The sequence below is a fragment of the Citrobacter sp. CF971 genome (genome assembly GCF_006385635.1).
Classification (GTDB): domain Bacteria; phylum Pseudomonadota; class Gammaproteobacteria; order Enterobacterales; family Enterobacteriaceae; genus Citrobacter; species Citrobacter freundii.
In genome coordinates this window covers 2,386,202-2,411,649 of sequence record NZ_CP041051.1, presented here as the reverse complement: position 1 = coordinate 2,411,649, position 25,448 = coordinate 2,386,202, and the positions used below count along the sequence as shown (strand labels likewise).

The window sequence follows — 25,448 nt, the reverse complement described above, 5'->3', positions numbered from 1 at the left end:
AGATCTGCGTGATGAAAGGATTGGCTATTGGTTTAGTTGGAATGATGATGTGCTTCTGCGTGCAGGCAAGCATAGTGATGACCGGCAACCGGATAATCTATCCGGCAGACAGCCGGGAAGTCAGTGTGCAATTAACTAATCGCGGCGACGTCCCTGGTGTCGTTCAGGTTTGGCTTGATGATGGCGATGCACAATCCGTACCACAAACTGCGGCCGCTCCTTTTGTCACCACTCCACCGGTCTTTCGGATGGCGGCCCACGCGGGGCAAACTGTGCGGCTGCGTTACATCGGCAAACCCGTTGCACAGGACAGGGAATCGCTATGGTGGTTTAACTTCATTCAGATCCCGCCCATAAATAAGGATGCGCAAAACGATAACCAGCTTCTGGTGCTGGTACGTAGTCGCGTAAAAGTATTGGTAAGACCCAAAGGGCTGGTGGGTTCGCCGCTGGAGATGGCGAACACCAGCCGGGTCTGGCTGCAGAATGGCAAGCTGCATTTACGCAATAACAGTGGTTTCTATCTTGCGCTCTCGTCACTTGACGTCAGCGGTGCGGGAAAAAAACAGCGCATTCAGAGCGAAACGATCGCACCGTGGGCGACAATGTCGTGGCCTGCAAAAATTTCGCAATTGAACGACGCGCAAATGCGCTGGATTAACGATCAGGGAGCCTCATTAAGCGGGCGCGTGGCATTGGAGAAACAGGACAATGTCCGAAACTAATCCACGCTGGTGGTGGCTTTTTTTGCCAGCTGCGATGCCTGTTTTTGCCAGCAATTACACCTTTGACGAAACATTGTTGCTTGGGAGTGGTTACGAAAAAAGCCTGGCAATGCTCAACGATCCGGATGCGGTGGTCGCGGGACGTTATAGCGTGGATATCTGGCTCAATGGACGGTATGTAGGGCGGGATGATGTGTTGTTTCGCCAGAATACAGCAGGGCGTACCGAACCCTGTCTTCCGGCGAAATTCTGGGATGAACAGGGCGTAACAGCAGCGTCGGAACAAGCGCAGGATTGCTTCGCCCCTGAAGCTCGGATCAGCGGTGGACGCTGGGATTTTGACCAGAGCTTATTGCGTCTGAATCTCAGCGTTCCTCAGGCGGCATTAAAACGTACCCCCATGGATTATGTACCGCCGTCGCAGTGGCAAAGCGGCGAGAGCGTGTTGTTCAGTAACTACAATCTGCACGCCTATCACAATAAAAATAACGGTCAGCAAAGTGATTATGGTTGGCTGGGACTGAGCAGCGGCTTCAACATGGGGAGTTGGCAATTTCGCCAACAGTCGTCTGCCAACTGGCGGCGCGATGGCGATCGAGAAAGCCAACGTTGGGATGCGCTGCAAACCTGGCTTCAACACCCTGTCGCATCTCTGGAAAGTTTACTGACGGTAGGCGAAAGCTACACCTCGGGAAATCTGCTTGGCAGCATGGCGTTTACAGGTGTCAAACTGGAAACCGATCAACGAATGTGGCCACAGTCGCGACGCGGCTACGCCCCAGAAATTCGTGGTACGGCATCTACACCTTCACGCGTTGTGGTTAAGCAGAATGGTCGAACGCTTTACGAAACCAGCGTACCACAAGGCCCTTTTGTACTCGATGATTTGCCGAATACAGCCTGGGACGGTGATTTACAAGTTGAAATCACCGGCGCCGATAACAAAAAGAGTAGCTATACCGTGCCATATGCCAGCGTACCTTTATCACTGCGTCCCGGCGTCTGGCGCTACGGTCTGGTGGCAGGTAAGACCCGGGATTACAGCGCGGCCGATGGTCTGTTTACCGATTTCACGCTGGAGCGCGGGATGACGAATCTCCTGACCGCTAATGGCGCTTTGCGGATCGGCGACGACTATCAGGCACTGCTGATGGGAGGCGTTCTGGCAACGTCGATGGGCGCTTTTGGTGTCGATGTTACCGGTTCGCGGGCCCGGATTGCTTCTCAAACCATGAGTGGCTGGCGGCTGCAAACCAACTGGAGCAAAACGTTCACCCCGACAGGAACTCACGTCGCGCTGGCGGGTTATCGCTATTCCACAGAAGGGTATCGTGACTACGGTGACGTTCTGGGTGAGCGAAGCGTCAGCGGAAGCAATACGCAATGGCGCTCGGATACGCTGCGTCAAAAAAACCAGTTTACCGTTACGGTGAACCAAACGTTGAGCAGCTACGGAAACCTATGGCTGTCGGGATCAATGATGGATTACTACAGTGACCGTGGCAGCAGCACTCAGTTGCAGGCTGGGTATAACACCACCTTTGGACGAATGACGTTAGGTATGTCATTCAGCCGACAGGACACCTGGTCGCGTAACGGCGACCGTTCACAAGTGCAAAAAGAAAACATGGCAACGCTTACCGTCTCAATGCCTTTGGGTATAGGCGAACGTGAGCATACGCTGGCGCTGTCGGCGAGTCAGGCTCAACAGGCTGGGCGCAATGCGCAGTTGGCATTGTCTGGTGCGCTTGATCAGGATGAAACCCTTAATTACGCGCTGTCTACTGGCTGGCAACAGGGGCAAGGTGAGTCAAACAGCGTGACCGACTGGGGTGGTTCACTGCAAAAAAATACGGCTTTCGGCACGCTAAACGGCAGCGTCTCACAGTCACAAAACTATCAGCAATGGTCTGCAGGGGTACGCGGGGCGCTCGTTGTACATCGCCATGGCATTGTTGCCGGCCCGTGGGTTGGCGACACATTTGCCCTGGTGGAAGCGCCAGGCGCTGCGGGAGCCAGAGTCGGGGGTGGACAGGGTGCAACCGTCAACAGCGGGGGTTATGCGCTGGTCCCCTCATTGACACCTTATCGTTATAACAATGTGACTCTCGACGGTAGTGGAATGAACTCCAACGCAGAGCTTCAGGAGAGTCAACGGCGCATTGCGCCAATGGCAGGGGCCGCAGTAAAACTGCGTTTTGCAACGCTCTCTGGTTATCCGCTACTCATCACTGTGAAGTGTGACGTGACGTTACCGATGGGAGCGGCAGTGACCGACGGTCGAGGTCGTGTAGTCGGGATGGTTGCCCAGGCGAACCAGGTATATGCCCGCGTTGAAGACGAAGAGGGACTATTGATGCTGGAAAGCAGTGATTGTTCATTGCCGTGGAAACTTAACCAACAACAACGTACAGAACCGTTAATTGCATTAACGGTCGCTTGCGTAACAAAAGGGCGCTCATGAGACTATTTTTTCTGGTGCTGGCGCTGTTTTCTTGTCAGATACAGGCCGCATGTGAATACATTATTTATCCATATAAATCAGGAAGTAGTGGCGCACAAGGCACGCACAGGCTTAGTGCAAGTACGGACGGCATTGCCAATGACTGGCGCTCCGGCGGCGGCAACGATGCCTGGAACGGGCTATTGCCGGGATTGAGTAAGTCTGTCGATATCACCAGTAATAGCAGTTTTCAGCCGGCAGGGACGATCCTGACCTCCAGCGGCGGGATCCCTTTTACCACTTATGCCCATAAAGGCGGCGGTTACGATCCTGAGCAGGTATTTTTCCGTTGTACACCGGACACAGCCGGGCAACTCTATGAAGCCTGGTCAACTAACGGCGATGACACCGTGGCTGGCTGGTATGAAGCAACGGATGTACCTGGCGCGTATCTGACCATCATGAAAAACGTCGCATTACGCTTGACGCACGATGCGACAGGCAGCGTCTTTACCGACAGCTGGCAGCAACGCCCACTGGAAAACCTGGATCTTGATACCAATGGCAACTTCCTGATTAAGGCCAAGAACTTCTCGACGATAAGTGCCGAGTTGATTAAAACGCTGGATACACGCTACTACGCCAACCAGGCGCAGTCTGCTACTTACAATAGTTATGTGAATCCCAATGCTTACGTGGTTTTTCGTGGGCCCGGTACGACTTCGTGGGGTATCAAGATAGGTCAGCCACACCGTGGAGGAAATTGGACTGGCTGGGCGAATGACTGGCCGTCAGTGATTAGCCTGTACAATAACGGGATCTTCGTCAAACGTGCAGCAATGTGTCAGGTTACCGATTTTACGCCCGTTGTGCATCTGCCGCCAATTTCCGTGGCCCAGCTCAAGCAGGGGGAGTATTCATCAGCGCCCTTCCAGATAGGATTTGCCTGCGAATCAACGGTGGTTTCCGGTGTGGCGACCGGGAAGAGCAATGTCGCAATGGGGCTGCTTGCACCGGAAAGCAGCGTCAACAGCGCCTGGGGTTTTAATTTGATTACTGGTAAAACCGTAACCTGGCTATTAGATACGCAATATGGCGCTCCCGGGCGGGCTCGCGGCGTTGGCGTGCGTGTTTACCGTGCGGGTAGTCCGGTGAATTTTATGGCGGTGTCAACTGTCGGCAGCGGTAGCGAAGGCGGCTGGATGCCAGTCATTGGCAGCAATACGCAGCAAAATGGCAGCCAGGATGGCATCAATTACTACAGCGAAAGCTTCGAAGCTCGTCTGGCAAGTTTTGGTGCAGATACGTTAACGGCGGGGGGCTACCAGTCACATGTACAAGTTTTATTGCGTATTCAGTAGCCTCTGGATGTTGGCATTTGGCGTGCAGGCAGCGGTTAACATCAGTACTACTCGGGTCATCTTCAACCACGGAGAGACTCAACGCTCGGTGATGTTAGTCAACGACGGTAATTATCCCGTGGTGGTTCAAAGTTGGGTAGATGACGGCACGCCAGAGAAAGGGCCATCTCAGGCCAGTTCGCCTTTTATCGTGCTTCCCCCGGTGCTAAAAATTCTCCCCGGTGAACAACGAGAGATAAAGGTGATGACGACTGGGGCGGGGCTTGCCAACGATTATGAGTCGTTATTCTGGCTCAACGTGTACCAGGTTCCAGCGGAGTTGAAAAATAGCCTAACTGGTGAAAAAGTGCGCTTAACGTTAAGAAATCAGCTAAAAGTCCTATGGAGACCGAAAAATACAGGCGTGTTGACTGAAAAAAGCATCAATCTTCTGAGTTTTCACCATGAAAACGGGGGGATTTACGCTGTTAATCAGAGTTCCTGGAACATATCTCTGGCTAATGTAACTTCAGGAGACTATTCCATAACTGGAATAGTGGTTTCACCGCGTTCCCGGCAGGTAATTTTTAAGTCAGCACCTCCTGAAATGCTGAATAATAAGATAAACTTTACTGTGATTAACGATGAAGGAAATCGTTGGGGATTTTCAACTGTCGTAAATTAACGCTGGCAGTGCTCGCGCTAGCTAAATTGACAAAAATCCATATTCAGGGAACATAATGGCACACGTGTTTTTGCTTAACAGTACCGTTGTATTCTGGCCAGAGCGGAACGTACTCTACGCGAAATCAGATGAGACCAAACGTATAACATTAAGCAATCCGGCAACCCGTTGTTTACTATTATTAATTCAACAACAGGGGCAGGTTATTGAACGTGATTATTTCTTTGAGCATGTCTGGTATATTAACGGTGCGCAGGTCACCAATAATACGTTCTATCAGAATATTTCCTTGCTGCGTCGCGCGTTTAAAGAACTTGGCCTGAATGAAGAACTTATCGTAACCGTACCGAAAGTCGGGATCCGCCTGGAGCCACAACTGGAAGTGCTGGAACAGAAGATTGAAGAACCGCTTAGCGATCTCTCTGTCACGCCATCGGTAACGCCGGTAAATACAGTGACAAAATCACTGCGTATGCGCTCACTGTGCTGGATTCTGGCGGGTGTTGTGTGTTGCGTTATAGCCGCAATAGTGACCTGGGAGGCACAGTTTGATCCCAAACTCAGTCGCTATGTGTCTTTAGGCGTAGGGGAGGGATGCCACTGGTACGTCAATCAGGATGTGCTTAAATTTGATCAGCACCAGCAGTTTATCAAAACAAATACGCTGGATTGTCAAAGTTATCCCTGGGTTTATCTCACGCTGTATCCTAATTTCCCGCGGATCTCCGCATTAACTTGTCGAAAGCAATTTAGCCGCTGGCAGGATAATGATTGTGTGACCCATTATTATTTCGCGGAGTCCAGACATGTGGGGACGTAATATAAAATGGTGTGTTGGCATCATCTTAGCAGTAGCGTTAACAATTGCAGTCACGATGACGTTACAAAACTGGCAGCGGTCACATTTTGATTGCTCCGGAGAATTAGTAATGGAGTATCCAGATATTCGTGGTGATATTTCAGTCAGATACGTTTTTAATGGCAGCAATGGGGTGGCTATTTTACGCGGAAAAATCACTGATAATAACGGTGAAAAGCTGGCGGTAAATCAAAATGTCTGGTTTACCTTTACCCGCAAGGATGATGATTACTTTATGGAATCCGGAAATGTCGCTTCAAGTTCCGGTGGCACTAACATTCATCCATTGTTAGCGAGAACGTTGCCAGATTTTTTCCTTAAACCCAAAGAACCATTTTATTTCAGCATATTGCGACTTAATAGCAGTACATGGCAGTTCTATACCAGCCGTTCGCCGTCGGTGTTTTGTCAGCGTTAAACCGTTGAGATTGCACTCTGTATAGAGTTTGCATCCAGAGTGCTTGTGCTCAAAGCATTTCAACTGCAGGAGCGAACTTTGTTGCTCAGACCTTCATCGACAGAGAAAGCAGAAGGGGTGAAGACTGAACGGGTCCATGGGGTTAGAAGCCTAATACAGTTCAAATTCAATTTAACATAATATACATTATGCGCACCAAGATGGAGTAAGAAAGAACCTGAGTTTTTTTGGTCGTCCTTGTGCAGCTGAAACATAGTGTTAAACGGCGCTGCTGCGTATCAGACGATACAGGACATGTTGTGCTAATCGATGATCTGGCGGCAACGCGGGATGCACAAACTCTTCTGCTTTACTCATGCCAAGGCGTATCATCAGGTTCTCAGACGGTTTGTTCAGCACCGAAGTAAAAGAAACCACCTCAGTTAACGCCAGTTCCTCGAAAGCAAAAGTCAGGCAGGCTTCGGCAGCTTCCAATGCCAACCCCTGATGCCAGAATGATTTCGCAAGACGCCAGCCTATTTCAGTACAGGGTGAAAAATGAAACTTATCAGGTTGTGGATGTAAACCTACGCAGCCCACAAACTGGTGTGTTTCTTGTAGTTCAACGGCCCAAAATCCCCAGCCACGCTCTGTAATGCCTTCCTGGAACCTTGCGGCAAGATTGTCGCTTTCCGTCCGTAGCAATGGAGCCGGAAAAAAACGCATCACATCGGAATCGGTATTTAACGCGGCGAATGGCGCTCTGTCTTTCGCTTCCCACTGACGGAGAATCAGTCTCGATGTTTCCAGCATAAATCTGCCCTTATCATTCATTTTCATATAATCTTCTAAAAGAAGCTGCTCATCGGCAAGGACTAATGAACCCCCTTTCCGCCTTTTCTTCTTATACTGGAGATTCATACATGGCCGACTGGAACCCTTCGCTTTATTTGCAATATAAAACTGAACGTTCAAGACCCGCAGCGGAATTACTTAGCAAAGTGGCGTTAGAAAGTGTTCGTTCAGTTGTCGATCTTGGCTGTGGCCCGGGAAACAGTACAGCATTACTGCATCAGCGCTGGCCTTCAGCTCAAATAACTGGGGTTGATACCTCACCCGCGATGCTGAATGAAGCGCGCAACACATTACCAAAATGCCATTTTATTGAAGCGGATATCAGTACGTTTCAGGCAGAGCATCCCGTGGATCTGCTTTATGCCAATGCGTCGTTACAGTGGGTACCCGATCACTATGAATTATTCCCGCACCTGGTCTCACAACTGAGTCACAATGGCGTTCTGGCCGTGCAAATGCCAGATAACTGGCTGGAGCCAACGCATGTATTGATGCGCGAAGTGGCTTATGAACAAGATTACCCAGACCGTGGCCGTGCTCCGCTTCCTGGCGTTCACGCCTACTATGATATTTTGACCGAAGCGGGTTGTGATGTAGATATCTGGCGTACAACGTATTATCACATTATGGATTCGCATCAGGCAATTATCGACTGGGTAAGCTCAACGGGCCTGCGCCCCTGGTTGCAGGATTTGAGCGAAAGCGAGCAACGTCATTACCTGGCGCGCTACCATGAACTGCTCCAGGAACAATATCCGTTGCAGGAGAACGGCAAAATTTTACTGGCATTTCCACGATTATTTATTGTTGCCAGACGCAATAGTTAAGCGTTTATCATCTGGCAGATCACAGGAATAAACTATCAGCCATGCGTACCCTCGCCTTTTTATCATTAGGATCTAGTGGCTATGTCTGGCTTCTGCTAGTGTCTTGCAACATGTTTCTGACGGGGGGTTGTTATGTCTAAAGTCTACATTGGTGGGTGTCTGTGTGGCTCGATCCGTTTCACAGCCAGCAGTCCTAATAATTCCCATACCTGCTCCTGCGATATATGCCGGAAACATACGGGCGCCCCTACCGTCGTCTGGATTGAGTTTGATGCAGAAAATGTAGAATGGACGGGAAAAGCCGGAAAACCGACAACCTGGCGCTCATCAGAAACGACCAGTCGGGCCTTTTGTCCTCAGTGCGGCAGTTCCGTGGGCGCTATCGATGACGCCCCGGTCATTGCGCTTTTAGCCGGTGCTTTTGACAATCCTAACGATGAAGACCTTGCACCGGAGTTTCATTCGTTTTCCGATATGCAGCCCGCGTGGTGGCAAAACGAACGTCGCTAAGTGAGTTGATAGTGCTTATCCGGCATATGCTTTGCTGGCACATTTGTTTCATCATTCATTTGCAGCAAATCGATTTCGATTGCATTGCAAATCGCATCCAGCGGCAGATCGTTGTTCTCAGTGCCAAACGGATCTTCAAGCTCTTCTGCAAGCGTGTCGAGCGAAATAAAAGTATAGGAAATAAGCACTGAAATAAACGGTGTCATGTAGTGCAGATCGACCACCAATGCAAATGGCAACATGATACAAAACAGGTACACAGTACGATGAAGGATCAAGGTATAAGCAAACGGCACCGGGGTATTAGCAATCCGCTCACAACCGGCCAGTACTGCAGACATATCATTTAACCTATTGTTTAAACTGTGAAATAATATGTCAGACAGTTGACCATTACGTCTGCGTACGGCCAACCACTCGCCCATCAGCAACAAGATGCGGTTTGCCGGTGATTGTGAGGCAAATACCGTCTGCATATCTTTCTCGCTCAGGTATTTCGCTAACGGCTCTGCCTGAGGCTGTCGGCGTAAAGTCATGCGTAAACAGTGGGCAAATGCGATCTGCAGATGAACAAAATACCTCAGATCAGCGTCGTCCGGTAAGGTGGTTTTAACCTCTCGCAGTAATGAGCGGGAAGTTATCATCAACTGCCCCCACAGGTGTCGGGCCTCAACGTAACGTGAATAGCAGGCGTTATTGCGAAACCCCAGAAAAATAGCTATCGCCACGCCGAGAATGCTGAACGGTGCCAGGGTAAATTTGATACCCAGCATCGTATACCATGGCAGGATGATAATAACCACAATAGAAAGAAGGAAATTAAGAAGCAGCCGGGTAAAGATTTTTGATAATACGGAGCCATGCCAGACAAATATCAGGCGTATCCAGTGTTGTTGAGGTCTAACGATCATGGTTATCTTAGAAATGGTTGGGAGCCAACGCATTAAACTTGATTGCGATCAATGTTGCAAGCTTCTGACCACACCAGCTTCTTCCCTGCTAAAAACTTAGTCAACTCCGTAGTTACGGAACGGTGTTTTTTGAAAGTGCTTATTGTATGTTGTAACTAAATAAGATTTATCATTACCATTCGGAAAATACCTCACATTAGAAACAGATAACGTATGCTAACTTTATATTGAATGACCGGACGGGTATTGTATCTTCAGTTTATTAGTGGTCATTACAGTCATTCATTGGGATATAAATTACATAAAAATCAGAGAATAAATTATGTACATTAAAGAATGGCTCGCGAATCAGACGCATGTTGCTACCTCCGTTTTTCATCTCGGTAGGTACTGCGACGACTGGAAAGCCTCAACATACCCAACCGGTATGCCCAGTTTTCATTTGGTGCTGGAAGGGCAATGCTGGCTTCGCTTCACCGATCGTAACACTGTCGTAAACCTGTCCGAAGGTGATATTGTATTCTTTTTCTTTAATATGCCATTTTATTTGGTCTCTTCTCCCGAGGCGAATGCCGAGAATATTCCAAAAAAATCGATGTATTCCATCAGTGAACCTAAAGATGGCGATACCGCCCTTCTGTGCGGTTTTTTGCACCCAAAAACCATACAGGGTGAAATTCTTTTTGCTCTACTGCCGGAATTCATGATAATCAAAAAAGATGATACATCCAGCCAGAAAATAAGCCAACTAGTTGCTATTTTACAGCTGGAGTGTTCAGTCTCACAGTCAGGGTGCGAACTGGCTCTCGCACGACTCACCGATCTTTTATTGGTTTACATTGTTGAGCAAATTGTTGATGAACATCTTGTCGATATAAAACTGTTGGATATTTCACAACACGCCCCCTTCTCTGATCTTTTATTGCAGATTATGCATAACCCTACACTCGACTGGTCAATTGATATGATGGCCGGTAAAGTAAATATGAGTCGCTCAACCTTTATCAGAAAGATAGATGATATATGCGGTTATACTCCTAATGAGCTGGTAACCCGACTGCGTATTAACATCGCCATCAACTTATTGCGCAGAGGCTACAAAGTTGAAGAAGTAACATCACGCGTGGGCTATGAGTCATTATCCGGATTTAATAAAGCCTTTCGAAAAATCACGTCGAGCACACCCGCTGATTTTTGGAAAGCACGTTAGTTATCAATGCAAAACTACTCTGCCATACCGTGCATATCATGCTGTTCATAACGCAGGTATAGAGAAAACGGATGGCTCAATAACCCACTAAACTTTTTAAGGTTGAGCAATAACATAATATTATACTTGTGGCTAAAGAGCGTTTTTATGGAAATATTCAAGTCATCCGTAATCACACGCTGACTCTTATGCAATAATGTCATTGTTATGATATGATGTTGTCTTCTGGTTAAATATATTTTAGGTTGCCATTCATAGAACCTACCATGAATAACCAATTCTCTTAAATCTTGTACCTGAATTGCTCGTGGGATAAACCTCACCTTCATTCCAGGAAAGCATTTTTTAATCCCAAAAGGTGACATAATATACATGCGTTCAGGTTCAATCAGCGCAATCCGCTCGGCCAGTGGCGTATAAATGACATTATTTTTAAAAGTATCTAATATCACATGAGCATGCCGATGACGTTGCAGACAAATATCTTCTACACAACGGATATGCTCTGTCATATCCGGCCCCAAAATACAGGAAATTGAATAAAATAAAAAACGATCCTGAGTAATGACGAGATACACCTTTTTATCCTGTGAAAATCAGCCTGATGGCGCGGTTAAGACGGAGTTAATCCATAATGGAACTTCTGGAATGCGATCAATATCGGTACGCTGAAACAGATGCCCCTGAAGCCAGCAATGCGGGGTCGTCATCAGAGCCATTGTGTGGCCGGTGTGTTCTACTCCCTCCACGATGACATTTCCTGCAAAACGAGTCAGATCGCGGATAACCTTTCCCAGCCACGCCTTATCGCTGACATGGTGTTGCCAGAAAAAAGACTTATCAATCTTCGCCCCACTAAAATATCCCCTGATCAGCAAACCAAAATTGTTATGGCTTCCGGAGCCAACATCATCCAGCCACATTGAGGCATGGGGTCGTAAATGATGCAGTAATCCCCGTTTTTCTTTGTCTGAGGTGGGGAAATGCTCATGTACCTCAAGACGAATAAACGGCATTTTAGCGATCATAGAAAGTACGGCCTTGTCACGAAGAAGCCAAACAGCCGTATCAGCATCCACATTCAGTGAGATAACGATGTGGTGGCGAACCAACCAATTTTGCCAGCAGCTAACACCGTACAGTTGGCGCACAAAATTTAGCCATTTATACTCCGGCGTAAGAATATCGGTCACATCGTTGTATGAGACCGCATTCCCTTCAGGTGTCGTAAACGATGTCAGCACTTCCATGGCAACCAGACGCCCCGCCATGGTATAAACCGGCTCACAAACATAACGTTGCTTATAGCTGTTTATCATGCTGCGATTACTGGTAATTAATAGTGTAAGTCAGGCTAGTTTTGATCGACCCGCCCTGCACCGAATCGCTGGTTCGGATGATACGCGCCCCCAACGGAAAACGGACTGAACCACTGCTGTCTCCAACCGTCGGCGTGACAACCACACTGCCCGCGAGATTCTGCGCAACGTAGGTTCCTGATTGTTTCGAGGCGAGCTGTACGCCAAATCCTGATGCGCTGGCCGTATTATCCAGAGCGACAATTCCATTTACGGAATCAATAGCGGAGGTGTTCGGTGTCAGCGTCATAGTAAGTTTGTTTGGCGCAATACTGCCTGACTGGGATACGTTGCCAGAATTAAAACCTTGAATATTGTACTGGGTATAGCTTCCATTACTGTTATTACCCAGGAATGTAGAACACCCGGTCAATGTCACTGGCGTATCCACCCACACACTGGCGTCACCCTGATTTCGTAAGAGTGTGGTGTTAGTCGTTCCCAGATCCCAATTAAAGTTGGGCGTCGTACACGTTGGCGTTTGCAGCGTAAAACCGCCGGTAATCGTATGCCATGCCACTCGAGTTGGATTATTGTCGGCATCTATAGCATCAATTCTCACTTGCGGAAAAAGTGCGCTATTCACTGTTCCGGCAGTAATTGGCCCCATTTTGACCAGCTCAATAGTGAACACTAACCAGCCATCAGGACTGTAAGTACCCATCCAGGTAGTATTAAACGGATAATATTTATTCTCATAAGGGTTACGAAAACGCACCCCTAATCCATTAATCCCCGTTTGATAGATGTTGCTTTGACCGGGGTATAGCGTGCCTCCTGAAAGACTCATGCGCGAATAGGCACCAGAATTAGTACAAGTCACAGGAACAGCCGTATAGCCACGAACCTGCTGTACGCGGATATTACTCCCTACTGGAAAATCCTCTCCGGCACTAAACGTTGCAGCCTGGAGAGGAACCTGAACGGTATACTGCTGATTTCCAGTCGAACAGACGGCAAGACTATGGCCAGCAAATAACAGCCCGCTCGTCGCAACGAGCAACTGAACTATCCGCAGATGTATTTTGGAACGAATCAAACTGAACATGTATTCTCCAAGAACGTAAATCAAAGCGGCTGTTGTCTTAGCGTCCGCACGAATAGGTTATCTGCTGCATCGATTTCGCTTCATCCGTCACGCTGAACGGCATAATGCAGGTACTGGCTTTGCCTGTTACATCATGGGTGGCAAACAGCTGGCCTGTTTTTGTATTTACCCGGGCGTAGACCATTCCACCTTGCCCTACCATGCCGACGGTATTTCCCTGACTATCCGTTACCGTCGCGCCGAAGGATAAACTTACTTCTGGTTGCGCTGGCGTCAGCAGTAGGGCATAGCCTTGATGCGTGGCAAATTCCGCCACCACTACCGCACCTGAGCGCGGCACCACATTTTGAGTGGTATTTTCGAGTTCAACCTGGTGAGACAGATTTTTCGGATCGAGGCTGACCGAATTTCGCTGATATGGCATTGAGGCAGGCATGACGGCATTGCCCCAGCGGTCCAATTTTAATCCCGGATAACTCAGCACTTCCGCACCTGCAGCACCTGGGGCATTCACTACCACCCAGGTGTCACTGGTATAAGGCGTAAAGGTTACTCCGTGTGGATGCGCCACCATCGAACCTGACAGCCCACCAGACAAGGTATGGTTATCCCGACCTATACCTACAGACGCATTGACGGATGTCCATGGCGAAAGGTACTGACCGCTCACGCTACCGGTACTGCCACTTTGTTCACTGTGGGTTCCCGAAACGCCCCAGCTCATCTGCTGCTTATCTCCGCCAGTTCCGGCCAGCGCAACTTGCTCAGCCAAGCCACCGTTATCATGGGAAACCGAACTACTAAACGTGACAGGACGCTCCTCACCCAGCGGCAAACTGAAGGAAACCAGCCAACTGGTTTCCATGTTTCCCTCTGGGGCACGGTTACGCGTAGCGGTCAGGGTATAACTCAATCGTTTCCAGCGGTTTGAGTAACCAAACTGGTATTGCATGTCGTTCCCATTGCGATTCCAGTAATTCTGCGAAAGCCCGGTGGCAGAGAATGTCCCCCAACCTTCCGCCAACCCCTGACTTAACGTCAGGCTGTATCGGTTTTTGGTCCGGTACAGTAACCCGGCATAAATCGCATCCCCTTTCTGCAAGTTCTGGTACTCCATGGCCTGAGCAAAATCCAGATAATCACGCGTGGAGAAACGATATGCGGCCAGCGCAATATTGCTCTGCGTGTCAGAAATGAGTTTGTTGTAGGTAATGCGATAACTTTGCCCGCTCAGTTTGTCTCTGCTCGTGGAGGTCATAGCCTGGGTCACATCCAGCGCCACAGCACCCAGCGGGGTCGATACCGCGCTGCCAGCCTGATACGCCTGATAGCCATCGCTAAATTGGGTTCCACCATACAACGTCAAGAAGTTAGTAATACCCTGCTGCCAGGTTGCCTGATAAAAAGGTTGACCGTCACGCCCATTCGACTGACGGTATTTCCCTGCCACCGCTTCATAACGCGATGCGCCAGGACGCAACAAATCTGCTACCGAGGCGTAAGGCACAAGGAATGTGCTTTCACTACCATCCGCTTCGCGTACGGTCACGCTGAGGTCGCCACCATAACCGGTAGGATAAAGATCGTTAATAACAAAAGCCCCTGCCGGAACGGTAGTTTCATAAATCACATTTCCGCTCTGCCGTACGGTGACGCGCGCATGGCTGCGGGCGATCCCGCGGATTTCAGGTGCATAACCGCGCTGTGATTCAGGCAACATTTGATCATCGCTGAATAGCGAGACGCCGGTATATGACAACGAATCAAAAAGACGTCCTGAGGTATTAGCTTCACCCACCAGGAAACGACCGCGAACAGAGCTGACATCATGCTGGAGGTAAGTATTAATGCTTTGATAACGATTGCCGCTTCCGGTCTGATTGGTCAGACTACCGTTATGTCGCAGATACCAGCCTCCAACGTTAAGTCCGCTGTTCAGACTCAAATACTGAGAGTTAAACGTTTCACCACCAGATGATGATTGATAGGCACTGGCGTTGTAACCTATAAATGCCGCCAGACTGCCATCCTGCCAGAGCGATGGCGGCACGGTACCGCGCGCCGTTTTCGCGAGATCCTGCTGGGGTACGGCAATAACCAGCTTTTGCTCGCTGTTATTCCATGTGAGTTTTGCTGATGGAATCACCTGCTCTACGGGCACGCAGTTGCCGCGGGTCAGCTTATCCATGTCGTGCAATGCGGACGGCATAATATTCAGGTGAGCCAGCAACTCAGGAGTCATACAGGCAGCAACCGTTCCTTGAGACGTTTTATTGAATGTCATTTTCTGCGTTGCCACCAACTCATCATTTAGCCAGATATCCGCTAAATACTCTCCCGCCGGCAAGCTGTTTCCTTGCCTGAACTGCTGCAAGTCGATACCCGCTGTATACGCGCTGTCAAGAAATGTGGTGTTGAACTCAACGTCATCGTCTGGCGCTGCCGTTGCCATAACAGGTATGATCAGTAATGACGCATATATCCAGGCAACGGGCTGCCCTGCCGACAGCATTTCAGCAAGATAAGTTTTACGCATGAGTATCCCCTGCTATTACAACCGGTTTACAGGTTCTGTAACCGATGAGCCGTAATCGTTAATCGCTTCCACGGTAAGGCCATCCGCCACTACACCAGAGGGAAGCGTCAGATCGAGACTGCCGTGCGGTGCCAGCATATCGGCGGGGATCGTTGTTTTTTTGCCTGCGTGCGTCGCGGTTACAGCCACGGCAGAAACGTAGTACGCCGTCGGATTACTCAGGATGATATGATTACCCTGCGCCTGCCAGCGCAGCTGCGCGATTGCCGTACGAGCGCCTTTGTCGTCAAGTGTGACAGGGCGATAAAACAGCTTGATCCTTGATCGAAAGGCCACCTGCACCTGATTTGTCCCTTTCTCACCTACAGGCGGGATTTCCAGCACGTTTAACCAATAAACGCTCTCTCTGTCGGCGGGCAAAGCAGTCCCGGTATATGACAGGCGTAACGTTTGTCCTGCGTCGGCATTCACCCGCGTCAATGGAGGAGTCAGCACAAAAGGAGTGCGCATTGCGTCCGGTTTAATTTCTGGATTACCGTCATCGGTCCAGCTTTGCAGCAATACCGGATATTTTCCTGGATTCGTAATTTGCACGCTGATATCTTTTTCCGCAGCATGATAAATGACTCGGGTGGTATTGATTTGAATACTGGCATACGTCGCTGGTATTCCCGTAGCCAGTAAAAGCGCTGTAGCAGAAAAGAATCGGTGCAGTTTCATAGTATCATTGCCTTTAAAACAGAATATTTAACGATATGCTCTTTATTTTTATAAAACCCGGAGAGGAAGGTTCGACATAAAACCTTCCACTCCGGCTTGTTACGAAGTAAGAAAATTACTGGAGTTTATAGAACACTTTGAAAATGTTTATCTATACTATTCGGAGAAATACTTTTACCAAATTTTCTTAAGTAATATTCTGATATCAGTTATAGATCAGCGAATACGTTACGCTAGACGCAACCGCACCAGCAGTAGCTGCCCCCGTTGCATAATAGCGTACGGCATATGGCAGAGTTGCATTACCACCACTAATAGGCACGTAGTTACCCGTATTCTGCGCAATGTCGCCTGCCTTAATTGGCGTATTCCCGGAACCGTCGACAAGCTCCAGCACAACATTGGACGCACCTGTTGTATTGGTATTAACAAGACGACCATTACTGTCTACATTTGCTCCTCTTTCAAAAAAAGCCTTAACAGTGCCAGCGCCTGCTGGGTTAGTCGACGCACACCCAGTGACATCCATTTTAAAAGATGTCTGACCCGCGACATTACCTGCGGTACCTAAAATATTTGCCTGAACAGTTGGCAGCGTCACAGCCGCCGCAGTACTACCTGTTGCGCCATTAATCGTAGCACTACAGGTCTGGTTATTTACCGCACCGGTAAAATTAATAGTACCATTTCCGGCTGCCTGAACAGCAGAGACAGCAAATACGCTGCTGAATGCAACGATAGCGGCGATTTTTTTCATTATGTTGTTCCTGATAAAAATATAACGAGTTGTTGTGCATTTCAAAAGAGCAGAGTCTCTCTGAGAAGCTGAATTGATTATCAACAGGCTCAAAATTAAATCAACAACTATTTAATTAACGAAAAAACTTAAAACATAATTATTTCCTAAGATTTCCTTACTGATAATAACTTACGCGACAAATATCTCATCAAAAATTTCAATTGGTATCTTTTAATGAAATTTTTGTAATCCCCACCCACTAAAAGCCTTCATTTTTTCATGGTTTTTATATAGCTTTATTTATAACTTTTTTTACAGGTTGAATCAAAAATGTTATATGCGGAAACAGATAAAATGCACTTAGTTTTATATGTCGTTAGAGATAATGGTGGTGATAATACCCATGGGGACTACTTTCATCATGATGCTATTACGGTGTGTGGTGTAATTCTATAGTTTTATAATTAAAAAAAGTATAGTTTGCGCGGGTGAACTACGGAAAAAAACATAATTTGTATTACAAAACAAAATGGCTCAGGGAGAGTAACCTCTCCCTGAATTAAACACCTTTGCGGCCTGCTAAAATAAAAAGCTTATAAATGAATATTAAGCATTTTTTAGCACAGTGGTTTCACGGCTTCACGCATGCCTTTTGCCAGGATGGCATCCAGATCGGCAGAAACTTGCTCCACCAGCCCAGAAACCTGGGTCAGGTCTTGCTCCCAATGTTCTTTGACCGCCAGTACAGTACGCACCAACGCCTCAGTACTTATCTGGCGATCGCGATGTTGGCTCCACAGTTGTTGGAAACGTTCAATCCAGTGCGCATCATCCTGGACCGGATAAGACTCACCGTTACGCTCCCCGCGGTAGAACGCAATCAACGCCGCCAGCGCAAACGTCAGACGTGCGGGCAATTGACCGCTGGCCTGTTGCCCGGCCAGCAGTTGCGGCAATATGCGGGTACGGAATTTAGTCATGCCGTTCAGGGCAATCGACAACAGCTGATGCTTGATGTACGGGTTGCAGAAACGCCCCGTCACCGCACTGGCAAAGGACGCCAGCTCATCGCGCGGTAAATCCAGTACCGGAATGATCTCTTCATAAATAGCTTTTTCAACGAAGGCGCAAATTTCTGCGTCATTCATCGCCTCGCCTACGGTGTCCAACCCTGCCTGCCAGGCAACAGGAACCAGCGCAGTGTGAGCACCGTTGAGAATCGCCACTTTGCCCTCTTTGTACGGTTTGATGTCATCCACAATCAGGACATTCAGCGGATACTTATCCAGACGTAGTTCTGCGGCTAATGACTTCGGCCCCTGAATGACAAACAGATAGAAATGTTCTGCCGTGTCGAGGAAAGCATCATGATAGCCCAGTTCAGCTTCGAGCTTAGCTACCTCATCACGCGGATAGCCGGTAACAATACGGTCCACCAGCGTAGAGCAAAATGCATTGGCCTGATCCAGCCACTGAATAAACGCTTCCGGCAGCGTCCATTCCTGAGCGTAGCGCAGAACCAGTTCACGCAGCGCATCACCGTTATAATCAATCAGTTCGCAAGGGATGATAATCCAGCCTTTATCCAATGCGCCGTTAAAATAGCTGAAGCGTTCGAACAGCAGACGCGTCAGTTTAGCCGGATAACTTACCGCTGGCGCGTCGTCAAACTTATCGCCCGCGTGGTAACTGATACCTGCTTCCGTGGTGTTAGAGAACACAAAACGCATATCAGGATTATGTGCCAGCTTCAGGAACTCATCGTATTCGCTATAGACGCTGATTTCACGGTTAACTGAACGAATTAGACGAGCATCGCTGACAGCCTCGCCCTTCTCATTCAAACCACGAATGATAGTAGTATAGAGGCCATCCTGCGTACTCAGCGATGGCGGGAAGGTACTTTCGATAGGACGAACAATGACCACACCAGCGTTCAGATCGGTATGTTCGTTCAGCAGATCAACCTGCCAGTCTACAAAGGCGCGCAGGAAGTTTCCTTCACCAAACTGAATAATGCGTTCAGGATACTGAGCACCGGGGAAATCGCGACGATTTAGTGTTTGCACAATGGGTTCCCTTTATGATTAGTCATACAACCTGATTGAATTGGTCCAATAGGTTAGCAAACTTTAATACATTGAAACCCTGTTTTGATCAATCCCCGGCGACAAATTAGAGCGTTTTATAGAAAAGTGTGGTCCCGGTCAGCGTCCCATCGGGCATTTGGGCATAGTCAGGTATCACCCCTACCTTTTTCCACCCGCAATTGTGGTAGAACAACTCCGCGCCACTGCCCGTCGCCGTATCAAGCACCAGCAGCGTTTTACCTTGTTGACGCGCGCAACTTTCCAGTTCGTTCATCAATTCACGAGCCAGGCCACCGCGTCGCGCTGAGGGGTGAACCAGCAGTTTGGCAACATCAGCACGATGAGGTTGATTTTCAGGTTGATCGATAATGAGTTGGACGGTACCGACAAGCGCCCCCTGCGCGTTCTGCGTACCAAGAACGATCCGTTCTCCGCGAGAAACACTTTGCGCGACGTTCATCCAGAAAGGCTCTGATTTTTCGCGATTAAAGGGCAGCATAAAACTGATGGAGGCGCCGTCATTGACGCACCGTTCAAGAACATCGCTGAGCTCGTCGATTCGCGACAGAATCTGTGCCGCGCTCATCACAAAGCAGGGTTTACCGGAAGCCATGGTTTCTCCTTAGATTGACCCCTTCATACTGCTTTTAACAATTACACAACACAAGGGGTCATATCATAGGATAATGTTATCTATGGCTTGTTCATCTGAAGCACTAACCAGTGATAAATAACCGTGACAACGTAATGTTTTTGTTCATCGTTTAGCGCTACGCCCTGAGGTATATCATGCCATTTCGCCAGACACCCTCGACAGCACGTTGCCGTAGCATGTTGAGCGATAAATACCGGGTGACCACGCATGGGAGTCTGTTTACCATCATTGGCGGGAAACGCAGGTGCCAGTCGTTTAGCAATAAAATCCGCAGCATGTTGTTCGATAACCGGCGCCCCTTTATCCAGACAATACTGCCTTTCTTTCTGACCAAGACGAAACCGCGAGCGAAACGTTGATTTCGCCAGCCGGGCAAAAAGAGGATCGAGCGTATTCATCAGTAAACCGAACGCCCCAGCTGTTGTGTTAATTGCTCCAGCACGGCGATACCGGCCAGTGAATTTCCCGCCGGGTCCAGTTCCGGACTCCAGACAGCAATCGCCATCTCGTGAGGCACGATCGCCACGATGCCGCCACCCACACCAGATTTCGCCGGAAGCCCGACCCGCCAGGCAAACTCCCCTGCGTTCTGATACATGCCGCTGGTCGCCATTAGCGCATTGATCTGCCTGGCCTGCATCGGCGTCACCACGGGTTCCGCAAGATGATAGGCATGGCCTTGATTTGCCAAAAAGACAAAGGTTCGCGCCAACTCCACACAGCTCATTTTTAGCGCGCAGTAGTGAAAGTAATTTTGCAAAACGGTGGTCACGTCATGGTGAAAATTGCCGAAGGATTTCATCAGCCAGGCAATTGCGGCATTACGCGCCGAGTGTTCAAACTCTGATCGCGCGACCGTCGCATCATAAGCGATATCCGAAACACCGCTTAACGCCCGAACCACTTCCAGCATCCGTTGACGCGGTGCGCTTAGACGCCCTTGCAACATATCGCAAACCACCAGCGCCCCGGCGTTAATAAAGGGATTGCGAGGGATACCCTGCTCCATTTCCAGCTGCACCAGAGAGTTAAAAGGATGCCCAGAAGGATCTTTGCCGACACGCTGCCAAATCTCCTCTTCCTGATAGTGACGCATTGCCACGACCAGGCTGAGCACCTTTGAAATCGACTGAATAGAAAAACGTTCTTGCGCATCTCCCGCCTGATAGTGCTGTCCATCAACGGTACAGATAGCAATACCCAGTTTTGAACCGTCGACAGAGGCTAATGCCGGAATATAATCAGCAACTTTACCCTGACCAATCAGCGGACGAACCTGCTGCACAATGGTCTCTAAAATTGAATTGTCCATGGCCCTGGCCACAACATGCTCCTTGCTCGCAGGTATGAAAGGCCTGCGAGTATAACAGAGCTGAATACGCAGCGTCAGGCCGGAAGGCGGAATCTGGCCACGGCCTGCATAAGCTGGCGGGATTCATGGTGTAGCTGCAAGGAAGAGTCAGATGCAGCATTCACCAGTTCGCTGGTTTGCCGGGCTTCGCCGTTCAGGACATGCAGCTTTCGAGTCAACTGGTGAATATTGTTCCCTTGATTTAACGTTGCAGTCGAAATGTCGTTCAGCAACGCGCCAAGATTCTCAACCAGTGCGATAACCTGCTGCAAATTCTTATCCAGCCCGTTAACCGCGTGAAAGCCCTCTTCAATGCCCTGTAACGAGTGTTTAATCAGTGTCTGAATGTTTTGCGTAGACTGACCGCTTTTTCGCGCCAGCAGCCCAACTTCTTTCGCAACCACGGCAAACCCGCGCCCTTGCTCCCCGGCATGTGCTGCCTCGATTGCCGCGTTAAGAGCCAGGATATTTGTCTGAAATGCAATATTATCGATAAGCGTTGTAATACCTCGCATTTCTGACGAACGTGTCACAATCGCCTGCATTGACGTATTTACCGTCGCCATCATTTGGTCCCCGCCTGCCGCAACATCTCGCGCCTGCACAGCGCGTTGATTCGCCAGTTCAGCAAAGCTGCTGTTATCCTCAACATGCATTTCCAGCAACGAAATATGCGATGTCACGCTGCTTAACTCTTCACTTTGTTTCGCCGACTGCTGATATAGCTGTTTATTGTTCTGCGCAAGTTCGTTGATATTTCCTACCATTGCAGTGGTGGCATCGTTCACCTGCTGCACCAGCGCGCAGAGACCTTGCTGCATTGCAGCAATACGCGAACTTAATTGCGTCACTTCCCGATTAAACTGACTCACCTGCGGGGCCGGGCGAGACAGGTCACCCGCTGCTAAAATATCGATATGATCGATCAGCCGTCGCAGTGGCATAATCACCCAACGGGACATACTGCGCCAGACCAGAAAAGCAATAACCACCAGCACGAGAGGAATAAACAAAAATAGATTCTGTAAACGCTCAAGACTGGTCAACAGCTGCTGACGCCCAGCTTCCGCATGTCGCCCACTGTTCTGCTGAAAGCGCGCGTAATTAGCGTTAAAGTCCGTCTGAAAGGCCTGCACGGGTACGGCAAAAAACGCATCAATGGAACCTGACTGCATCAGCCCATCCGCCTGCTCCAGAATACCGCTATAAAAACGCTGATAGCTCTCCGTTAGATCCAGATCCGGCTGCGGTTTCATATCCCGCCAGGCATCCCATGCACTTTTTGACTGCGCCAGCGCCCGGTACGCCTCTTCCATTAACGGACGCCAACTCCCGTCCGAACCGGTGGCGGCATCCTGCATAAAATAAACTCCCGCACGGTTAAGTAAATCGCTGGCAGATAATAACGCCACCCGCGCTTCATCAACCTTAGCCTGCTGCATAAGCGCGAGTTGATTACGTCCTTCATTATGCTGTGCGCCGCTGACTGAGGCCGAAAGCATTAAGGAGGACGCGACCTGCAAAACAGAGAACAGCGCAATAATGCAAAAAATGCCGGTTAACAGACCAAACTGACGGGGAATAAGACGACGGAAAATTTGCGATATGTTCATATTACTCTTCTGTATCAAAGCGTTAGACGCGAGTGTACGGAGAGTAAATGACAGAAAAATTGCAGAAATAAGACAGGTGCCTCCAGCGGAGACACCTACAGCATCAAAGGCGGTTTTTCCAGACGGTCTGCACGTTACAAAACTCATGCAAACCAAAGTGCGAAAGCTCTCGGCCAAAACCACTTTTCTTCACACCGCCAAACGCAACGCGGGCATCGCTGGCACTGTAACCATTGATGAATACGCCACCACACTCCAGGCGTGACGCCATCTTCTGCGCCAGCACTTCATCCGCAGTAAACACCGTGGCAGATAAGCCGAAATCACTGTCATTCGCCAGCGCTAAGGCATGTTCCGCATTCTTCGCCACAGTAATTGCCGCAACCGGACCAAACAGCTCCTGGCGGAACGCCGTCATCTCTGGAGTAACATCGCCCAGTACCGTCACGGCATAGTAATTACCATGACCCGCAATTTTTTCCCCGCCGAGAAGTAACCGCGCCCCTTCGGCAAGGGTGGCTTCAACCTGCTGGTGCAGCTCATCACGCAGATCAAATCGCGCCATCGGCCCCAGATCGTTTTCTTCGTTCAGCGGATCGCCCATTTTGAGCGCGCTCGCAGCAGCCACAAAGCGTGAAGTAAATTCTGCCGCTATCCCTTCTTCGATAATAAAGCGTTTGGCTGCCGCACAAACCTGCCCGGTGTTCTGATAACGCCCGGCGACCGCCGCCTTAACGGCCAGATCGAGGTCTGCATCATTAAGGACAATAAACGGATCGGAGCCCCCCAGTTCAAGTACGCATTTTTTCAGCGCCGCACCCGCCTGAGCACCAATCGCCGCACCGGCGCGTACACTACCCGTTACCGTTACCGCCGCGATACGCGGATCGTTGATCATCTGACTGACTCCGGCGTTATCAGCATTTACCCAACCGTAAACACCGGCGGGCACGCCTGCATCAGCAAAAACCTGCGCGATAATAGCAGCACAGCCGGTTACGTTAGGCGCATGCTTTAACAAATAGCCATTACCAGCCAGCAAAATCGGAATGGCGCCACGCATTACCTGCCAGAGTGGGAAGTTCCACGGCATGATCGCCAGAATAGTTCCTACCGGACGATACTCAATCACCGCCTGGTTGTTCTCCACCAGCGTGGGTTCCGGACTGAGCATCGCCGGTCCATGCTCGGCGTACCAGTCACACAACGCAGCTGACTTGGCGACTTCAGCACGCGCCTGCTTAATGGGTTTACCCATTTCACGTGAGATACACTGCGCCATCTCTTCCGCACGATGGCGCAGAGCTTGCCCAATATGGCGCAGCATTTGCGCACGGTGCTCAACGGAAGTGTGTTTCCATTCGCTATAGCCATTCGCTGCAAGGTTCAGCGCATGATCAATCTCTTCCACGCTGGCCCACGGCGTCGCCGTCAGTCTTTCACCGCTGGTAGGGTCAATGGAAATCGCATGTGTTGCTGCTGTGATAGTCATTAAGTGCCTCTCTTTATCGCAGGGTATGGTTATATCATGAGCATATTTACTCTTTCTGAAAAATGAATAATATTAACCATACCATTCACGAATAGAGAAAATAATGGATCTGACGCAGCTGGAAATGTTTAATGCCGTCGCGGAGACTGGCAGTATTACGCAGGCCGCTGCGAAGGTTCATCGCGTGCCATCTAATCTCACCACCCGTATACGTCAGCTTGAAGCCGACCTGGGCGTTGATCTGTTTATTCGTGAAAACCAGCGTCTGCGGCTTTCCCCATCCGGGCACAACTTTTTGCGCTACAGCCAGCGGATCCTCGCGCTGGTTGAGGAAGCCAGGATGGTCGTCGCCGGGGATGAGCCGCAAGGACTCTTCTCTCTCGGCTCGCTTGAAAGTACGGCAGCAGTACGCATCCCCGCCACGCTGGCTGAATATAACCAGCGTTACCCCAAAATTCAGTTCGCGTTAGCGACAGGTCCTTCTGGCACAATGCTGGACGGCGTGCTCGACGGTACATTGAACGCTGCCTTTGTCGATGGCCCAATTACCCATCCAGGCCTTGAAGGAATGCCGGTCTACCGTGAAGAGATGATGATTGTCACTCCTAACGGTCATCCCCCCATTCAGCGGGCCAGCGACGTCAACGGTTGCAGTATTTACGCCTTTCGCGCCAACTGTTCCTATCGCCGCCATTTTGAAAGCTGGTTTCATGCCGATCGCGCCATGCCCGGCACCATTCACGAAATGGAGTCATATCACGGTATGCTGGCCTGCGTCATTGCCGGAGCGGGTATCGCACTGATCCCGCGTTCGATGCTGGAGAGCATGCCAGGGCATCATCAGGTCAACGCCTGGCCGCTAAGCGAGAACTGGCGCTGGCTGAATACATGGCTGGTCTGGCGCAGAGGTGCAATGACGCGGCAGTTGGAAGCGTTTATTGAGGTGTTGAACCCTCAGTTATCACAGAGCCCGGAGTAGCTGGCTATCCTCAAAGAACATGAATAACTGTATATCCGGGTGAAGTCATACGCCCGGAATTTCATTATTATTGAAATACTTAAAAATATGAGGAATGTTCGGCAG

General features: G+C 49.5%; 24 protein-coding genes. 10 read left to right on the top strand and 14 right to left on the bottom strand.

Annotated features, from left to right (window positions below; translation table 11 throughout):
* Positions 1-11: 11 nt before the first annotated feature.
* Genes E6P06_RS15105 through E6P06_RS15080 form a run of 6 tightly spaced genes read left to right on the top strand, consistent with a single transcriptional unit; the run spans position 12 to position 6,470 of the window.
* Positions 12-725 (top strand): molecular chaperone, encoded by a 714-nt coding sequence (locus E6P06_RS15105; RefSeq protein ID WP_230328679.1) that lies wholly within the window; start codon positions 12-14, stop codon positions 723-725.
* Complete coding sequence (locus E6P06_RS15100; RefSeq protein ID WP_139935404.1) at positions 712-3,189, top strand: fimbria/pilus outer membrane usher protein; 2,478 nt, start codon at positions 712-714, stop codon at positions 3,187-3,189. The genes E6P06_RS15105 and E6P06_RS15100 overlap by 14 nt, the downstream gene beginning before the upstream one ends.
* On the top strand, positions 3,186-4,529 hold the full coding sequence (locus E6P06_RS15095) for a fimbrial protein (protein WP_048216471.1): 1,344 nt from the start codon (positions 3,186-3,188) through the stop codon (positions 4,527-4,529). Before E6P06_RS15100 ends, E6P06_RS15095 begins: the two co-directional genes overlap by 4 nt.
* Before the next feature lie 7 nt (positions 4,530-4,536).
* On the top strand, positions 4,537-5,193 hold the full coding sequence (locus E6P06_RS15090) for a molecular chaperone (RefSeq protein WP_139935403.1): 657 nt from the start codon (positions 4,537-4,539) through the stop codon (positions 5,191-5,193).
* Positions 5,194-5,248: 55 nt separating this feature from the next.
* On the top strand, positions 5,249-6,013 hold the full coding sequence (locus E6P06_RS15085) for a winged helix-turn-helix domain-containing protein (protein WP_016150238.1): 765 nt from the start codon (positions 5,249-5,251) through the stop codon (positions 6,011-6,013).
* Entirely contained in the window at positions 6,000-6,470 is a 471-nt protein-coding gene (locus tag E6P06_RS15080) for a hypothetical protein (protein ID WP_016150237.1), read from the top strand. Before E6P06_RS15085 ends, E6P06_RS15080 begins: the two co-directional genes overlap by 14 nt.
* A gap of 258 nt (positions 6,471-6,728) precedes the next feature.
* On the opposite strand, the gene E6P06_RS15075 is transcribed toward E6P06_RS15080, so the two are convergent.
* Positions 6,729-7,262 carry a GNAT family N-acetyltransferase gene (locus E6P06_RS15075; protein ID WP_080602206.1) on the bottom strand — a complete coding sequence of 178 codons (534 nt, stop codon included), beginning with the start codon at positions 7,260-7,262 and terminating at the stop codon, positions 6,729-6,731.
* Between the two features lie 110 nt (positions 7,263-7,372).
* On the opposite strand from E6P06_RS15075, the gene tam reads away from it, so the two are divergent.
* On the top strand, positions 7,373-8,131 hold the full coding sequence (gene tam, locus E6P06_RS15070; protein ID WP_139935402.1) for a trans-aconitate 2-methyltransferase: 759 nt from the start codon (positions 7,373-7,375) through the stop codon (positions 8,129-8,131).
* Positions 8,132-8,263: 132 nt separating this feature from the next.
* Positions 8,264-8,641: a GFA family protein gene (locus tag E6P06_RS15065; protein WP_139935401.1), complete on the top strand. Its 378-nt coding sequence runs from the start codon at positions 8,264-8,266 to the stop codon at positions 8,639-8,641.
* Here E6P06_RS15065 and E6P06_RS15060 read toward each other — a convergent pair.
* The gene (locus E6P06_RS15060; protein ID WP_016150234.1) at positions 8,638-9,552 is read right to left on the bottom strand and encodes a bestrophin family protein; all 915 of its coding nucleotides are present in this window, start codon (positions 9,550-9,552) and stop codon (positions 8,638-8,640) included. The two genes, E6P06_RS15065 and E6P06_RS15060, sit on opposite strands and share 4 nt — an antisense overlap.
* Before the next feature lie 322 nt (positions 9,553-9,874).
* Between E6P06_RS15060 and E6P06_RS15055 the strand changes: the two genes are divergently transcribed.
* The gene (locus E6P06_RS15055; protein WP_003843648.1) at positions 9,875-10,762 is read left to right on the top strand and encodes an AraC family transcriptional regulator; all 888 of its coding nucleotides are present in this window, start codon (positions 9,875-9,877) and stop codon (positions 10,760-10,762) included.
* Positions 10,763-10,776: 14 nt separating this feature from the next.
* On the opposite strand, the gene E6P06_RS15050 is transcribed toward E6P06_RS15055, so the two are convergent.
* From E6P06_RS15050 to sad, 12 genes are all read right to left on the bottom strand, one after another.
* On the bottom strand, positions 10,777-11,340 hold the full coding sequence (locus E6P06_RS15050) for a transcriptional regulator (RefSeq protein WP_003843647.1): 564 nt from the start codon (positions 11,338-11,340) through the stop codon (positions 10,777-10,779).
* Positions 11,341-11,358: 18 nt separating this feature from the next.
* Positions 11,359-12,081 (bottom strand): EAL domain-containing protein, encoded by a 723-nt coding sequence (locus E6P06_RS15045; RefSeq protein ID WP_003843645.1) that lies wholly within the window; start codon positions 12,079-12,081, stop codon positions 11,359-11,361.
* 7 nt (positions 12,082-12,088) lie between these two features.
* Positions 12,089-13,168, bottom strand: coding sequence for a fimbrial protein (locus E6P06_RS15040; RefSeq protein WP_128759066.1), 1,080 nt, complete (start codon positions 13,166-13,168; stop codon positions 12,089-12,091).
* 37 nt (positions 13,169-13,205) lie between these two features.
* Positions 13,206-15,704, bottom strand: coding sequence for a fimbria/pilus outer membrane usher protein (locus E6P06_RS15035; RefSeq protein WP_139935399.1), 2,499 nt, complete (start codon positions 15,702-15,704; stop codon positions 13,206-13,208).
* Between the two features lie 15 nt (positions 15,705-15,719).
* Complete coding sequence (locus E6P06_RS15030) at positions 15,720-16,424, bottom strand: molecular chaperone (protein ID WP_053088687.1); 705 nt, start codon at positions 16,422-16,424, stop codon at positions 15,720-15,722.
* Between the two features lie 205 nt (positions 16,425-16,629).
* Entirely contained in the window at positions 16,630-17,181 is a 552-nt protein-coding gene (locus E6P06_RS15025) for a fimbrial protein (protein ID WP_003843639.1), read from the bottom strand.
* 599 nt (positions 17,182-17,780) lie between these two features.
* Positions 17,781-19,232: a tagaturonate reductase gene (locus E6P06_RS15020; RefSeq protein ID WP_139935398.1), complete on the bottom strand. Its 1,452-nt coding sequence runs from the start codon at positions 19,230-19,232 to the stop codon at positions 17,781-17,783.
* A 106-nt stretch (positions 19,233-19,338) separates the two neighbouring features.
* Positions 19,339-19,866, bottom strand: coding sequence for an N-acetyltransferase (locus E6P06_RS15015; RefSeq protein ID WP_139935397.1), 528 nt, complete (start codon positions 19,864-19,866; stop codon positions 19,339-19,341).
* 80 nt (positions 19,867-19,946) lie between these two features.
* Complete coding sequence (locus tag E6P06_RS15010) at positions 19,947-20,306, bottom strand: DUF4186 domain-containing protein (RefSeq protein ID WP_071687334.1); 360 nt, start codon at positions 20,304-20,306, stop codon at positions 19,947-19,949.
* Positions 20,306-21,232, bottom strand: coding sequence for a glutaminase B (gene glsB / locus E6P06_RS15005; RefSeq protein ID WP_139935396.1), 927 nt, complete (start codon positions 21,230-21,232; stop codon positions 20,306-20,308). The genes E6P06_RS15010 and glsB overlap by 1 nt, the downstream gene beginning before the upstream one ends.
* Before the next feature lie 62 nt (positions 21,233-21,294).
* Entirely contained in the window at positions 21,295-22,872 is a 1,578-nt protein-coding gene (locus tag E6P06_RS15000; protein WP_139935395.1) for a methyl-accepting chemotaxis protein, read from the bottom strand.
* Between the two features lie 103 nt (positions 22,873-22,975).
* The gene (gene sad, locus E6P06_RS14995; protein ID WP_049003242.1) at positions 22,976-24,364 is read right to left on the bottom strand and encodes a succinate-semialdehyde dehydrogenase; all 1,389 of its coding nucleotides are present in this window, start codon (positions 24,362-24,364) and stop codon (positions 22,976-22,978) included.
* A 103-nt stretch (positions 24,365-24,467) separates the two neighbouring features.
* On the opposite strand from sad, the gene E6P06_RS14990 reads away from it, so the two are divergent.
* Positions 24,468-25,343 carry a LysR family transcriptional regulator gene (locus tag E6P06_RS14990; protein WP_003032431.1) on the top strand — a complete coding sequence of 292 codons (876 nt, stop codon included), beginning with the start codon at positions 24,468-24,470 and terminating at the stop codon, positions 25,341-25,343.
* Positions 25,344-25,448: the final 105 nt, after the last annotated feature.

Excerpts from the sequence above, each read along its gene's own strand:
- E6P06_RS15105 (WP_230328679.1), top strand. The coding sequence starts at position 12 with ATGAAAGGATTGGCTATTGGTTTAGTTGGAATGATGATGTGCTTCTGC.
- E6P06_RS15100 (WP_139935404.1), top strand. The coding sequence starts at position 712 with ATGTCCGAAACTAATCCACGCTGGTGGTGGCTTTTTTTGCCAGCTGCG.
- E6P06_RS15095 (WP_048216471.1), top strand. The coding sequence starts at position 3,186 with ATGAGACTATTTTTTCTGGTGCTGGCGCTGTTTTCTTGTCAGATACAG.
- E6P06_RS15090 (WP_139935403.1), top strand. The coding sequence starts at position 4,537 with ATGTTGGCATTTGGCGTGCAGGCAGCGGTTAACATCAGTACTACTCGG.
- E6P06_RS15085 (WP_016150238.1), top strand. The coding sequence starts at position 5,249 with ATGGCACACGTGTTTTTGCTTAACAGTACCGTTGTATTCTGGCCAGAG.
- E6P06_RS15080 (WP_016150237.1), top strand. The coding sequence starts at position 6,000 with ATGTGGGGACGTAATATAAAATGGTGTGTTGGCATCATCTTAGCAGTA.
- E6P06_RS15075 (WP_080602206.1), bottom strand. The coding sequence starts at position 7,262 with ATGCTGGAAACATCGAGACTGATTCTCCGTCAGTGGGAAGCGAAAGAC.
- tam (WP_139935402.1), top strand. The coding sequence starts at position 7,373 with ATGGCCGACTGGAACCCTTCGCTTTATTTGCAATATAAAACTGAACGT.
- E6P06_RS15065 (WP_139935401.1), top strand. The coding sequence starts at position 8,264 with ATGTCTAAAGTCTACATTGGTGGGTGTCTGTGTGGCTCGATCCGTTTC.
- E6P06_RS15060 (WP_016150234.1), bottom strand. The coding sequence starts at position 9,552 with ATGATCGTTAGACCTCAACAACACTGGATACGCCTGATATTTGTCTGG.
- E6P06_RS15055 (WP_003843648.1), top strand. The coding sequence starts at position 9,875 with ATGTACATTAAAGAATGGCTCGCGAATCAGACGCATGTTGCTACCTCC.
- E6P06_RS15045 (WP_003843645.1), bottom strand. The coding sequence starts at position 12,081 with ATGATAAACAGCTATAAGCAACGTTATGTTTGTGAGCCGGTTTATACC.
- E6P06_RS15040 (WP_128759066.1), bottom strand. The coding sequence starts at position 13,168 with ATGTTCAGTTTGATTCGTTCCAAAATACATCTGCGGATAGTTCAGTTG.
- E6P06_RS15035 (WP_139935399.1), bottom strand. The coding sequence starts at position 15,704 with ATGCGTAAAACTTATCTTGCTGAAATGCTGTCGGCAGGGCAGCCCGTT.
- E6P06_RS15030 (WP_053088687.1), bottom strand. The coding sequence starts at position 16,424 with ATGAAACTGCACCGATTCTTTTCTGCTACAGCGCTTTTACTGGCTACG.
- E6P06_RS15025 (WP_003843639.1), bottom strand. The coding sequence starts at position 17,181 with ATGAAAAAAATCGCCGCTATCGTTGCATTCAGCAGCGTATTTGCTGTC.
- E6P06_RS15015 (WP_139935397.1), bottom strand. The coding sequence starts at position 19,866 with ATGGCTTCCGGTAAACCCTGCTTTGTGATGAGCGCGGCACAGATTCTG.
- E6P06_RS15010 (WP_071687334.1), bottom strand. The coding sequence starts at position 20,306 with ATGAATACGCTCGATCCTCTTTTTGCCCGGCTGGCGAAATCAACGTTT.
- E6P06_RS15000 (WP_139935395.1), bottom strand. The coding sequence starts at position 22,872 with ATGAACATATCGCAAATTTTCCGTCGTCTTATTCCCCGTCAGTTTGGT.
- sad (WP_049003242.1), bottom strand. The coding sequence starts at position 24,364 with ATGACTATCACAGCAGCAACACATGCGATTTCCATTGACCCTACCAGC.
- E6P06_RS14990 (WP_003032431.1), top strand. The coding sequence starts at position 24,468 with ATGGATCTGACGCAGCTGGAAATGTTTAATGCCGTCGCGGAGACTGGC.